This is a genomic window from Nocardia arseniciresistens (genome assembly GCF_046764875.1).
GTDB lineage: Bacteria > Actinomycetota > Actinomycetes > Mycobacteriales > Mycobacteriaceae > Nocardia > Nocardia arseniciresistens.
Map to the genome: position 1 here is coordinate 198,366 of NZ_JBKORD010000011.1, position 13,322 is coordinate 211,687.

At 67.4% G+C, this 13,322-nt stretch carries 10 protein-coding genes; 4 read left to right on the top strand and 6 right to left on the bottom strand.

All coding sequences use genetic code 11. The features are described 5' to 3' along the window. Positions 1-12 precede the first annotated feature (12 nt). Genes ACLMAJ_RS21605 through ACLMAJ_RS21625 form a run of 5 tightly spaced genes read right to left on the bottom strand, consistent with a single transcriptional unit; the run spans position 13 to position 7,069 of the window. Complete coding sequence (locus tag ACLMAJ_RS21605; protein WP_412015587.1) at positions 13-927, bottom strand: shikimate dehydrogenase; 915 nt, start codon at positions 925-927, stop codon at positions 13-15. After that, complete coding sequence (gene mltG / locus ACLMAJ_RS21610) at positions 917-2,407, bottom strand: endolytic transglycosylase MltG (RefSeq protein WP_412015588.1); 1,491 nt, start codon at positions 2,405-2,407, stop codon at positions 917-919. The genes ACLMAJ_RS21605 and mltG overlap by 11 nt, the downstream gene beginning before the upstream one ends. Further along, positions 2,404-3,021 (bottom strand): Holliday junction resolvase RuvX, encoded by a 618-nt coding sequence (gene ruvX, locus ACLMAJ_RS21615; RefSeq protein WP_412015589.1) that lies wholly within the window; start codon positions 3,019-3,021, stop codon positions 2,404-2,406. Before ruvX ends, mltG begins: the two co-directional genes overlap by 4 nt. Beyond that, on the bottom strand, positions 3,021-5,684 hold the full coding sequence (gene alaS, locus ACLMAJ_RS21620) for an alanine--tRNA ligase (protein ID WP_412015590.1): 2,664 nt from the start codon (positions 5,682-5,684) through the stop codon (positions 3,021-3,023). The genes ruvX and alaS overlap by 1 nt, the downstream gene beginning before the upstream one ends. A 59-nt stretch (positions 5,685-5,743) precedes the next feature. Continuing rightward, positions 5,744-7,069, bottom strand: coding sequence for a replication-associated recombination protein A (locus ACLMAJ_RS21625; protein WP_412015692.1), 1,326 nt, complete (start codon positions 7,067-7,069; stop codon positions 5,744-5,746). A gap of 244 nt (positions 7,070-7,313) precedes the next feature. On the opposite strand from ACLMAJ_RS21625, the gene ACLMAJ_RS21630 reads away from it, so the two are divergent. The 3 genes from ACLMAJ_RS21630 to ACLMAJ_RS21640 all read left to right on the top strand — a co-directional run bounded on the left by ACLMAJ_RS21630 (position 7,314) and on the right by ACLMAJ_RS21640 (position 10,668). Then, positions 7,314-8,885: an alkaline phosphatase D family protein gene (locus ACLMAJ_RS21630; RefSeq protein ID WP_412015693.1), complete on the top strand. Its 1,572-nt coding sequence runs from the start codon at positions 7,314-7,316 to the stop codon at positions 8,883-8,885. Positions 8,886-9,039: 154 nt separating this feature from the next. Beyond that, positions 9,040-9,387 (top strand): YciI family protein, encoded by a 348-nt coding sequence (locus tag ACLMAJ_RS21635; RefSeq protein WP_412015591.1) that lies wholly within the window; start codon positions 9,040-9,042, stop codon positions 9,385-9,387. 12 nt (positions 9,388-9,399) lie between these two features. After that, entirely contained in the window at positions 9,400-10,668 is a 1,269-nt protein-coding gene (locus tag ACLMAJ_RS21640; protein ID WP_412015592.1) for an RNA polymerase sigma factor, read from the top strand. Positions 10,669-10,694: 26 nt separating this feature from the next. On the opposite strand, the gene ACLMAJ_RS21645 is transcribed toward ACLMAJ_RS21640, so the two are convergent. Further along, complete coding sequence (locus tag ACLMAJ_RS21645) at positions 10,695-11,864, bottom strand: phosphotransferase family protein (protein WP_412015593.1); 1,170 nt, start codon at positions 11,862-11,864, stop codon at positions 10,695-10,697. Between the two features lie 192 nt (positions 11,865-12,056). Between ACLMAJ_RS21645 and ACLMAJ_RS21650 the strand changes: the two genes are divergently transcribed. After that, positions 12,057-13,160 (top strand): DUF2189 domain-containing protein, encoded by a 1,104-nt coding sequence (locus ACLMAJ_RS21650; RefSeq protein WP_412015594.1) that lies wholly within the window; start codon positions 12,057-12,059, stop codon positions 13,158-13,160. Positions 13,161-13,322 lie beyond the last annotated feature (162 nt).

The following is a 13,322-nucleotide window of genomic DNA, read 5'->3' on the forward strand; positions in this document are numbered from 1 at the left end:
CTAGAACCGGTGTCAGATTTCGGGCGGCTTGATGGCCGCGGCCATTTCCACACGCGGAGCGGGACGCCCGGTGAACTGCTCCACTTGGCCGTAAGCCTGGTTCAGCAGCATCTCCAGGCCGCTGACCACGGTGTGGCCCGCTCGGGCGACGGCAAAAGCGAGCGGTGTCGGCCATGGGTTGTAGATAGCGTCGAGGACGACGGGAGCGGCGGCCACCTGGTCGGCGACGGCGGCGGCGGCCGCGGCCGGAACCGTGCTGACGACCGCGCCCGCTCCCGCGCACGCCGCGCCGATCGCGGCGGAGTCGAATCCGAGCACCGTTGCCGTCATTCCGAGACGCTCCGCGAGATCCAGTGCGCTACGCGCCCTTCCAGCATCGCGCGCCACCACGGTGACATGCCGCGCGCCGAGCTCGGAGAAGGCGAGCATGGCCGGGCGTGCGGTGCCACCCGCGCCGAGCACTACGGCCTCGGCGATTTCGATGACGCCGCCACCGCGCAGGGCTCCGATAACGCCGTCTACGTCCGTGCAGTCCGCTCGCCAGCCGGCACCGCTGGCGACTGCTTGCAGGTCGGTCGAGACAACACCGCTGGCGACTGCTTGCAGGTCGGTCGAGACAACACCTATCGGGACCAGCGTGTTGGCCGACCCGACCAAGACCGCTCGCTCGGTGCGTTCGGTCGCGTACGCCAGGGCGGCCTCCTTGCCTGGCATGGTCACCGAGAGACCGACCCATTCGGGACCGAGACCGTCCACCAGCCCTGGCAGCTGCTCGGCGGTGCACTCGATGCGGTCGTAGGTCCAGTCGAGGCCGAGCGCCCGGTAGGCGGCCAAGTGCAGCTCCGGGGACCGCGAATGCGAGATCGGCTTACCGAGCACCGCGGCCCTGCGGACCGGCGCCTCCGCCGTGCCCGATTCAGCGTCCACTATCGAGAATCCCGCTCTGCCTGGCCTTTTCGATATTCCGCAGGTGTTCGTTGTAGCTCTCGGTGAACACGGTGGTGCCCTGCTTGTCGACGGTCACGAAGTACAGCCAGGTGCCTGCTTCCGGATTCTCCATGGCGCGCAGCGCATTCAGCGACGGCGCGGAGATCGGCGTCGCGGGCAGGCCCGGCATCGCGTAGGTGTTCCACGCGGTGCGCTTGGCCCGGTCCGCGTCGGTGGTGGCCACCTCGGTGCGGTCGAGTGCGTAGTTCACCGTCGAGTCGAACTGTAGCGGCTGGTTGACCCGCAACCGGTTCACGATCACCCGCGCGACCTTGCCCATATCCTGTGGCAGCGCTTCACGTTCCACCAGCGACGCGGCGATCATCGTCTGATATGGAGTCAGCTTGGTCTCGGTGCCCGATTGCAGCAGCCCGGTCGACTCGTAGCTGCGCGCGCTGTCGCTCACCAACTGACGCAGGATCTGCTCCGCCGTCCCACTCGGATCGAAATCCCAGGTGCCCGCGGAGATCAAGCCCTCCAGCTGCCTGCTCCGGTCCGGCACATCCTTGACCGATTGCTCCGCCCATGACGGCACACCGAGCGCGGCGAAATCCATACTCGCACCTGCGGTATCGAGCTGTTCGTAGCTCACGCACTTCTTCGCGGTCACGGTACCGACGCAGCTGGCATCGGAGATCTTGCGATAGATGCCGTCCTTGCGCGACCCGGTGTTCACGTCCTGCTGGTCGTGCAGCTGCCGCCCCTCGGAGACGACCAGGTTGCCGACGCGCGACTCCTTGCCGACCAGCGTGGTCACCGCCTGCATAGCGGGAATGTGGCTCGGTATCGCGTAGTAGCCGGGCTGCACCGCGTTCATGTTCGAATTCCGCACGGCCGCTTCGACAAAGGATCCGGTGCTCGCGACGACGCCCTTGGCCATCATCGCGGCGGCGATCTGGTTCGAGGTGTCACCCGACTGCACCTGCACCACCACGAGCGGTCCGGCGGGTCCCGTGTAATCCTCGGCCGGCCCGAAGGCCGATTTCACCCATTTGTAGCCCGCGAAGCCCGCCGCTGCGACGAACAGCAGCACGAAAACACCGCTGATGACCCATAGATTCCGGCGGCGGCGCTTACGCTCGGCCGCCTTGCGTGACGCGACGCGGGTGCGCTTGCTCCGCGATCCGCCACGCGGCTTGGCCCCGCGCGTCTGGGATCCACGTGGCTCCGAGCGACGGCCGCGTGGCTGTCGTGGCTCCTGCGGCTCCTGGTCGTCAGCCTCCGGCGCCGCGCGCCGGGTGCGCTGGCCACCACCACGAGTAGGCGCGGGGGGCTGCAACGGCTCCTCGTCGGTGTAGCGCGGAATCACATTGGTGTCGTCCTCGTAGGCCTCCCACGCCGCGTCGTCGCGCTTATAACGCCGAGTCTCGGCCTCACGCTGCCGGTAGCGTTCCTCGGCGCGCGTCCAGCGATCCGTCATGCCTCATCCCCGGACGACGCGGGAGGCACCGCTCCGTGCCGCTGACGCGGCAAATCAGACGCAGCTTCGACCGACCTCAACACCGCACTCCGTTCGTCCAACCATCCTTGCAGGATCGACACGGCCGCCGCCTGATCGATCACCTGGCGCTGGCCACGCGCGCGAACTCCACTGTCCCGCAATGCACGTGCAGCTGACACCGTAGTCAAACGTTCGTCGGAAAGCCGGATGGGCACCGGGGCAACCACCGCCCGCAAACGATCCGCGAATGCCATCGCCAGGGTTGCCGCGGTGCCCTTTTCGCCGCGCAATGTCCTCGGAAGACCCACGATGACCTCGACGGCTTCGTACTCCCGCACAATTTCGGCAATTCTGGCTATGTCGGGTGCCAGACCGCCGCCTCGATTGTTCTGCTTTGCTCGAGAGACAGTTTCGACGGGCGTGGCGAGGACGCCGTCCGGGTCGCTGGAGGCGACGCCGATCCGGACACTACCGACATCTACCGCGATTCGCCTACCGCGACCGGGATCGGTCGTCGCGTCGGGCCGTTCGACACCGCGTGGCGACGCCGCGTTCGGCTGCTCCGACGAACCAAGACTTTCCGACTCGTCCATCACCCGGCGAGTTCGGCCACCCGAGCACGGACCGCGGCAAGACCGACTTCGATACCCGAGGGATCCGATCCCGCGCCCTGAGCCATCTCCGGCTTGCCGCCACCGCGTCCCGCGATGCTCGGCCCGAAGCTGCCGACCAGATCGCCCGCCTTGAAGCCGAGATCCTGCGCGCCCTTGTTGACGGTCACCACGAACGGGACCTTGCCCTCGGCATTGCCGAGCAACACCACGATGGCGGCGCTGCTGCCGAAGCGGCCGCGGATGTCGGTGGCCAGCGTGCGCAGATCACCCGCGGCGACGCCCTGCGGCGCGGCGGCGGCGACAAGCAGCACGCCGCCGAGTCGCTCGGCCTCCTCGACGAACTTGCCCGCCGAGGACAGTACCGCGGCGACCTTGGTGCGCTCGAGTTCCTTCTCGGCCACCTTCAGCCGCTCCACCAATTGCTCGACGCGCGCGGGCACCTCCTCCGAGGGCACCTTCAGCGACGACGCGACACCGGCGAGCAACGCACGTTCCTTGGCCAGGTACTTGTAGGAGTCCAGCCCGACGAAGGCCTCCACGCGACGCACACCGGAACCGACCGACGATTCGCCGAGCAGGGTGATCGGGCCGATCTGCGAGGAATGCTGCACGTGCGTACCACCGCACAGCTCCATCGAGAACGGGCCGCCGATCTCCACGACGCGCACCTCGTCGCCGTAGTTCTCGCCGAACAGGGCCATCGCGCCCATCTGCTTGGCCTTGGTCAGGTCGGTGACGAAGGTGTTCACCGGGAAGTCCGCGCCGACCGCGTCGTTGGACACGGCCTCGATGTCGGTCTTCTGCTGCTCGGAAAGCTGGCCCTGCCAATTGAAGTCGAAGCGCAGGTAGCCCGGCTTGTTCAGCGAGCCTGCCTGCACCGCGTTCGGGCCGAGGATCTGACGAAGGGCGGCGTGCACCATGTGCGTGCCCGAGTGGCCCTGGGTGGCGCCGTGACGCCAGGCCGGGTCGGCCTGCGCGAGCACGACATCACCCTCGGCGATCTGGCCGTGCTCGACGGTGGTCTTGTGCACCCAGACCTTCTTGGCGATCTTCTGCACGTCGTTCACGCGCAGCTTCAGTCCCGTGGCGGTGATCGAGCCGCGGTCGGCGATCTGGCCGCCCGCCTCCGCGTACATCGGGCTGCGATCGAGAATCACCTCGACGTCCTGACCGGCGGCGGCGACCGGAACCCGGATGCCGTCGGCGATCAACGCGAGCACGTGCGCCTCGGAGGTCAACTCGTCGAAGCCGGTGAACTCGGTGGCACCGCGATCGACGAGTTCCTTGTAGACCGTGAGGTCGGCGTGCGCGTGCTTGCGGGCCTGCGCGTCGTCCTTGGCGCGTTTGCGCTGCTCGGCCATCAGCGAGCGGAAGCCGTCCTCGTCCACCGAAAGGCCCGCCTCGGCGGCCATCTCCAGGGTGAGGTCGATCGGGAAACCGTAGGTGTCGTGCAGGGTGAAGGCGTCGGTGCCCGCGATGGTGTCGCTGCCCTTGGCCTTCACCGCCGAAGCCGTGTTGTCGAACAGGGTGGAGCCGGTGTTGAGCGTCTTGAGGAACGCCGTCTCCTCGCCGATCGCGACCGTCTCGATCCTGCGGAAATCGGTGGCGAGCTCCGGGTAGGACTGCGACATGAGGTCGCTGACGACCTTCATGAACTCGCCCATGACCGGCTTCTCCGCACCCAACAGTCTGGCCGATCGCACGATCCTGCGCAGTAGACGGCGCAGGACGTAGCCGCGACCGTCATTGCCGGGGTTGATGCCGTCTGCGATCAGCATGGCTCCGGTGCGCGCGTGGTCGGCGATCACGCGGAAACGCACGTCGTCCTCGTGTGTGACGCCGTAGGACCGGCCGGTCAGTTCCTCGGCCTTGTCGATGATCGGGCGCAGCAGGTCGGTCTCGTACACGTTGTCCACGCCTTGCAGCAGGAACGCGACGCGCTCGATACCCATGCCGGTGTCGATGTTCTTCTTGGGCAGCGGGCCCAGTATCTCGAAGTCGTCCTTGCTGGTGCCCACGCCGCGCTCGTTCTGCATGAACACGAGGTTCCAGATTTCGAGGTAGCGATCCTCGTCGGCCTCGGGGCCGCCCTCGATGCCGTACTCGGGGCCGCGGTCGAAGTAGATCTCCGAACACGGGCCGCACGGGCCCGGGATACCCATCGACCAATAGTTGTCGGCCATGCCGCGGCGCTGGATGCGCTCGGCGGGCACACCGACCTCGAGCCAGATCTGCTCGGCCTCGTCGTCGTCGAGATACACGGTGGCCCACAGGCGTTGCGGATCGAAGCCGTAGCCACCGTCCTCGACGCTGTTGGTCAGCAGCGTCCAGGCGAAGGTGATCGCCTCGCGCTTGAAGTAGTCGCCGAAGCTGAAGTTGCCCGCCATCTGGAAGAAGGTGTTGTGCCTGGTGGTCACGCCGACGTTCTCGATGTCACCGGTGCGCACGCACTTCTGCACGCTCGTCGCGCTCGCGTAGGGCGGGGTCTGCTGACCGAGGAAGAACGGAACGAACTGGACCATGCCTGCGTTGACGAACAGCAGGTTCGGGTCGGCCAGGATCAGCGAGGCACTCGGCACCTCGGTATGGCCGGCACGGACGAAATGGTCCAGGAAGCGCCGTCGAATCTCGTGGGTCTGCACAGGTATCCAGCCTACCGGTGTGCCGCATTCGAATTTTCAGGGACCGGCGGTCGCGGCCGTCACCTGCCGCGGATGATCCGGCGCAGCTTGCTGACCCGTGGACCGATCTCGCGTTCGACGCCGTGATCGGTCGGTTTGTAGTAGTCGGTGCCGACGAGTTCGTCCGGCGGATACTGCTGGGCCAGGACGCCGTCCTGGTTGTCGTGCGGGTACCTGTAGCCCTGCGCGTTGCCGAGTTTCGCGGCACCCGCGTAGTGGCCGTCACGCAGGTGCGGTGGCACCGCGCCCGCTTTACCCGCGTTGACATCCGCCATGGCAGCGCCGATCGCCGCGATGACGGCACCGGACTTCGGGGCGGTCGCCAGATGGATGGTGGCTTGCGCCAAAGCGAGCCTGGCCTCCGGAAGACCAACGAGCTGTACGACCTGCGCGGCCGCGGTCGCCGTCTGCAACGCCGTGGGATCAGCCATGCCGATGTCCTCGCTGGCGTGGATCATCAGCCTGCGGGAAATGAACCGTGGGTCCTCCCCCGCGCTGAGCATCCGGGCCAGATAGTGCAGCGCGGCGTCGACGTCGGAGCCTCGGATGGATTTGATGAAAGCGCTGATCACGTCGTAGTGCTGGTCGCCCGCGCGGTCGTAGCGGACCGCGGCCTTGTCCACGCTCGCCTCGACCAGGTCGACATCGACGCTGCCGTCGAGTGAGGATTCGGCCGATGCCTCCAGCGCGGTGAGCGCGCGCCGAGCGTCGCCGCCCGCGATGCGCACGATGTGGTCGAGCGCCGCGTCGGTCACGATGTATTCGCCGCCGAGTCCGCGCCGATCGCTGATCGCGCGTTCCAGGACGAGACGAATGTCGGCGTCGGTGAGCGACTGCAACTGCAACACCAGCGAACGCGACAACAGCGGCGACACCACCGAGAACGACGGGTTCTCGGTGGTCGCGCCGACAAGCAGCACGATCCGGTTCTCCACCGCGGCGAGCAGCGCGTCCTGCTGGGTCTTGGAGAAGCGGTGCACCTCGTCGATGAAGAGCACGGTCTGCTCGCCCGCGGTGAGCCTGCGCCGCGCCACGTCGATGACCGCGCGCACCTCTTTGACCCCTGCCGACAATGCCGAGAGCGCCTCGAAGCGCCGCCCGGTGGAGTGCGAAATCAGGGAGGCGAGGGTCGTTTTTCCGGTGCCGGGCGGGCCGTAGAGCAGCACCGACGCCGCGCCGGAGCCTTCGACCAGCCGTCGAAGCGGCGACCCTGGACCGAGCAGGTGCTGCTGACCGACCACTTCGTCGAGCGAGGCAGGCCGCATCCGCACCGCGAGCGGCGCGCCCGCATCGCGGCGCACCACGTTATCGATGGTGTGCTCCGACGGCGCAGCATCGCCGGGCACGTCGAACAAACCTTCGGTCACGGTGAGCAGGTTACCGACGCGCACCGACAGCGCCGCGCGGCAGCCGCTGCCGCCGGTGTCCACTGCGCTGCCGAGCACGCCGATTTGCTTGTCGCGCACACATCGGATGTGATCACTACCTGTGGCTGAAAACACGGTCGTTTCAGACCCTGGCTCCCCCGGATTCCTCGCCCGGCGCACCCTGCTGAAAGGCGGTGCCGTGGCAGCGGCCACCGCGACAACGATGGGGGTCACCGCGCCTGCCCGCGCCGCCGCGGCACCGGTGTTCCGGCACGGCGTCGCCTCCGGGGATCCGCTGCCCGACGGCGTGATCCTGTGGACGCGCGTCACCGTGTCCGACGACGCGACACCGGGTTCCGGCGTCGGCGAAGCGGCGGCGGTGCGCTGGGAGATCGCGACCGACGCGCGGTTCACCTCGCTCGCCGCTTCCGGAACCACTACGGCCACAGCGGACTCCGATCACACCATCAAGATCGACGTGAGCGGCCTCGCGCCCGAAAGCAACTACTTCTACCGCTTCACCGCCTTCGGGACGAGCTCTCCCGTCGGCCGCACCCGCACCGCCCCCGCCGCCTCGGCCACACCCGACCGGCTGCGATTCGGCGTGGTCTCGTGCGCGAACTGGGAAGCCGGATACTTCGGCGCCTACCGGCATCTGGCCGCGCGCACCGACCTCGACGCGGTCGTGCACCTCGGCGACTACATCTACGAATACGGGCGCGGCGAGTACGGCGGCCGCAACGGCTCGGTCCGCCCGCACGACCCGGCCAACGAGATCGTCACGCTGACCGACTACCGAATCAGGCACGCGCAGTACAAGACCGATCCCGATCTGATGGCGCTGCACGCGCTGGTGCCGTTCATCTGCACCTGGGACGACCACGAGTCCGCCGACAACTCCTGGTCCGGCGGCTCCAGCCACCACGACCCCGCCGTCCAGGGCGACTGGCAGGCCCGCCGCGTCGCATCGGCCCGCGCCTATCTGGAGTGGATGCCGGTGCGCACCAGCGGTTCCGGTGCCGCCGTACAGATCTACCGGCGACTGCGCTTCGGCACCCTCGCCGAACTCTCGATGCTCGACCTGCGCAGCTACCGCGACCAAGAGGCGACGCCGGGCGCGGGCTGGCGCGAGGTCGACAACCCCGCGCGCACCCTCACCGGGCGGGCCCAAATGGATTGGCTCACCGCCGGTTTGGCATCCGCGCCGGTGCGTTGGAAGCTGGTCGGCAACTCGGTGATGATCGCACCGCTACTGTTCCCGCCGCTGGAACCGGCAACGTCCGCGGCCATCACGACCATGATGGGCGTACCGCAGGGGGGCATCGCCGCCAACAGCGACCAGTGGGATGGTTACACCGCGGACCGGCAGCGGCTGTTCAGCGCGATCACCGACCAGCAGGTCGGCGATGTGGTCTTCCTGACCGGCGACATCCACTCCTCCTGGGCCGCGGACCTACCGGTCGATGCCGCGAATTACCCGGCCGGGCCCACCGTCGGCGCGGAATTCGTGGTCCCGTCGATCACCTCGTCCAGCCTCGGCGAAATCATGAGAGCGCCCGCGCGCACGGTCGCGGTGCCGGTGGAGGCGTCGATCAAGGGCGCCAATCACCACCTGCGCTACGTCGAACTGGATTCGCACGGGTACGGCGTCCTCGAGGTCAACCGCGACCAGACACAGATGGACTGGTTCTATCTCACCGACGTCGCGGACCCGAATTCCGGCGTCCGCCACGGCGCGTCCTACGCCGTCCGCGCGGGCGGCCGGGTCGAACCGCGGCCCGCACTCCTACCCTGACGACCGTCGCACCGAGGTTGGACCGGCAAGCCACCGCGCGCGAGCACGAATCGGAGCAGAATTCTTTCCGACGATTGTCGATTTGCGTCGAACTCGCTCGTCGGGATGAGTACGGACCCGAATGGCGAGTCCGGTAATCCGAAGGAGCGCAGTCATGAGTCAGTATCTGGTGCTGATCTACGAAGACGAGAATGCCTACGCGGCCGCTTCACAGGAGGTAATGGGCGCGGTCTACCAGGACCATGTGACATTCCAGGAGATCGCGGGCGCGGCGCTGCAAGGCGGAAATGCTTTGCAACCAACCCCGACCGCAACCTCGATCCGCGCGAACGACAACGGCGATTTCACCGTGACCGACGCGCCGTTCGGCGAAGCCAAGGAGGCGCTCGGCGGCTACTACCTGCTCGAAGCCCCGGATCTCGATGCGGCGATCGCGCTGGCCAAGAAGGTGCCCGCCCGATTCGGCGGTGTCGAGGTGCGCCCGATCATGGTGTTCGAATAGACCGAACGTTCGATGTCGACCGACACCGAAGCGGCCGAGCACGCGACCGTGGCCGTCGAGCAGGCGCACCGTCGCGAATGGGCCTTCGTGCTCGCCGCGACGGTGCGGCTGGTCCGTGATTTCGATCTGGCCGAGGAGTGCGTGCAGGACGCCTACGCCAAGGCGCTGACGGAATGGACAGCAAGCGGTGTGCCCACGAAGCCGGGCGCCTGGCTCACCACCGTTGCCCGGCGGCGCGGCCTCGACCTACTGCGCCGCGATTCGACCATGCGGCGCAGCCTGCCGCTGCTCGTCACCGACCAACTCAGCGGCGACACAGCCGATCTCGCGCTCGCCGCCATCGACTCCGCGACCGACATCCCTGACGACCGGCTCCGGCTGATCAGCACCTGCTGCCACCCGGCACTGGCACGGGAGGCTCAGGTGGCGCTCACCCTGCGCCTGGTCTGCGGCGTCACTACCGCGGAACTCGCGCGCGCCTTCCTGCTCAGCGAGTCGACCATGGCGGCACGGATCACGCGGGCCAAGAAGAAGATCGCGCTGGCCGGTATCCCCTACCGGGTGCCGTCGGTGCGTGAGCTGCCCCAGCGCCTCGACGCCATCTGCGCCGTCATCCATCTGCTGTTCACCACCGGCCACACCGCCCCATCCGGCGACCGCCTCGTTCGTGCCGATCTCGTCGAGCGCGCGTTGCAATTGGCGCGGATGATGCACGCGCTCGTTCCCGACGATCCGTCGATGACCGGCCTGCTGGCGCTGATCCTGCTCACCGACGCCCGCAGGCCGGCGCGGGTGGACGCGGACGGCGGACTGTCCACCCTCGAGCATCAGGACCGCTCCCGCTGGGACCGCGCGGCCATCGACGAGGGGGTCGCACTGGTGAAACACGCACTGCCGCATACCGATCGGTACACGTTGCAGGCGGCGATCGCCGCGGTGCACGATGAAGCGCCGAGCTGGGAGCAGACCGACTGGCGAGAAATCATCGGCCTGTATGTCCTGCTGTTGCGCGAATGGCCATCGCCGGTTGTCCGCTTGAACTATGCGGTGGCAGTAGGGCTCTCCGGAAACCCGAGCCGCGCACTCGTCCTGCTGGACGACCTGTTGGCGGAACCGGCCCTGGCCACCTACAGCTACCTCGAGGCGTCCCGCGCGGCATTCCTCTCCCAACTCGGACGCACCGCCGAAGCCGCGACGGCCTATGAATCGGCGCTTCTGCTCACCGAGAACACCGTCGAGCGTGCCTACCTCGAACGGCGGGCAGCCGAACTCGAGCCGTGACTCGTGGCACGGTTACCGCTGGCCCGCTATTCGGACCAGCGCTCTTCGAGCATGGCCGAGACATCCTCCGCGAAGTCGCCGATGGCGTCGTCACCCGTGCAGCGGGCGTCCTCCGCCAATGCCGCCCAGCGGTTGATCAACGCCTCCGAACGCGGCACCGAGAGCCCGTGCTCGCGGGCGGCAGCGATACGGGCATGGTCGGCAGGCAGGAACCAGTAGGTCGAGAGCCACACCCAGATCAGGCGGGCCTCCAGGATGCGCTCGGCGAGCACGTCGTCGTCGGCCAGTGATTGCCAGACGCCGACAACCTCCGAACGCCATGCCTCGACCATCTGCTGTCCGCGTTCGCGAGACAACTCGAAGTCGCACAGGCACCCCGGGAACGACACCAGCGCGTACGCGATGTCCAGGGTCGCGTCGCGGAACCCGCCCCATTCGTAGTCGAGGAAGCGCGCACCCTCTTCATTGAGGATGACGTTGTCCGGGCACAGATCCGACGGGCTGAACGCGCGGAAACGTCCCGCGGAGAACAGTCGGTTACCGCGCACGATCCGCTCGGCGATCTCGCCGGGCACCTCGATACCCAGTTCGCGCTGCAGCATGCCGGGTACCTCGGAGATGGCGGCCTCGGCCTGCTGCGCGATGCCGTCGACCCGATGCACCACATCGACGCGTCGTAGCAACGCGACGAAATCCGCTTCGCGCCCAACGGTTGCCGCGTGCATCCGACCGAGTGCCTGCGCGAAGGCCATCAACCCGTTACGGGTCGCCGGCTCCGCGCCGGATTGCAGTACCGCGGTGATGCTGGAGTTCTCACCGAGATCGCTGAGGATCAGCAACTTGTCCGGCAAGCTGTGCGCGATCAGGTACGCGCCCGGCCGCTGCTCGCGGCTGAGCGCGGTAGTGAACTGGTAGGACACCGCCTCGCGTAGGAAGGCGGAGTCGATGCTGGCGACACCCGGCGCTAGACCTCCGGTGTGACGATCCTCGGCGGAGCCACGGACCTGCTTGATAATCAGCGTCCGCGGCAACGAAAAAGCGTTCTCTGAAACACGTACGCGTAGGACTGTTGTCCTGCCACTTCCGCTGAGCTCGATGGGATCGCTCAGCTTTACCGGAGCACCCATTCGCTTTGTAAGCAACTGTTGCGCTGCGGACACGACTTCGGCGGCGCGTTCGGCCAATAGTGCGGTCATCGCCATTCAAGCTACTCGCACCGGGTCACTTCTAGCGAGCAGTTACACAACCTTTCCGCGTCGTTCGGCGTGTCTCGGTCGAGGTTGCGGAACGAGCGCTCGTCGCTTGACACCATTGCGCGCGTCCGGTTTTCTCATCGTCAACTGCCGTGCGCCACACCGCAAACCAGTTGCGTCGAAAGGTCTATGACAATGACCGACCCCCGGTCTTCCACACCGAACGATCCAGCTGGCGAATCTCCCGAGCACAGCGGTGGCGAGCAGTTCGCCGCACGGCCGGGTCAACACGAAAGCCCCGACCCGCAATCGCCGGACACCGGCGCCGGACACGGACACGGACGCCACGAGATGGCGGGGACCGCCGGATACCCGCAGTTCGAGGGCCCGGGCGCGGCGCAGTACGGCAGCGAACCGGTGGAGCCACCGCCGCCGGTGGCACCGACGCCACATGCCGCCGGGCCGCCGCAGCAACCGCAATATCAGCCGACCTATGGTCCGCCCGGAACCGGCCCGGCAGGTCCGCCGCCGGGCATGATGCAACCGGAGCCCGGTACAGCGCCTCCGCAGCCAGGAATGGCCCAGTCATACCCCGGCGCCATGCCGCCACCGCCGAGCATCATGCCGACACCGCCAGGCGGCCCGCAGCCGACCTACGGCTACCAAGTCGCAGGCGATGCCCCGAGGAGTCTCGACGTCGGCAACGCGTTGAGCTACGGCTGGGAGAAATTCCGCGCGAACCCGCTGCCGTGGCTCGGCGCCACCGCGGTCGGCGTGCTCATCTATCTCGCCTTCGTGATCGTCGTCCGGTTCGTGAACCCGACATCGATGCTGCCGGTGCTGCTGATCTTCCTGGCCGTGATGGTCGGGATCTGGCTGCTACAGGCCGCGCTCGTGCGCGGTGCGCTATATGAAACCGACGGTAACAAACCAGTTTTCGGGTCGTACTTTCATTTCATCAACGCGGGCAATGTGTTGCTGACCGCACTGCTGGCATTCGTGCTCACGGGGATCGGTTTCGCCCTATGTGTGCTGCCGGGGCTGATCGCCGGGTTCCTGTGCATGTTCGCGCTGCACTACGTCGTTGATCAGGATCTGGGCCCGTTGGCCGCGATCAAGGCAAGCGCCACCCTTGTCGTCACCAATATCGCTCCGGTGCTGCTGCTCGGCCTCGCGGTCATGGTGCTGACCTTCGTCGGCGCGATTCTGTGCGGTCTCGGGTTGTTCATCGCGGCACCGGTGGCGACGATCGCGGTGACCTACGCCTACCGGACATTGACCGGAGGCATCGTCGCATAACGCCAGCGCGGGAACGTTCGATCACTTAACCGACCGGTGACCGCATACCGACCCACTGTTCGAAGCGTTAAACGGGTCCGCCCTCGCTACTCGCGGCAAGTACCTCGTCGGCCGACTCGCGCGCGATATCGGCCCGCACCAGATCGCCCGCGGGCTCGAGTG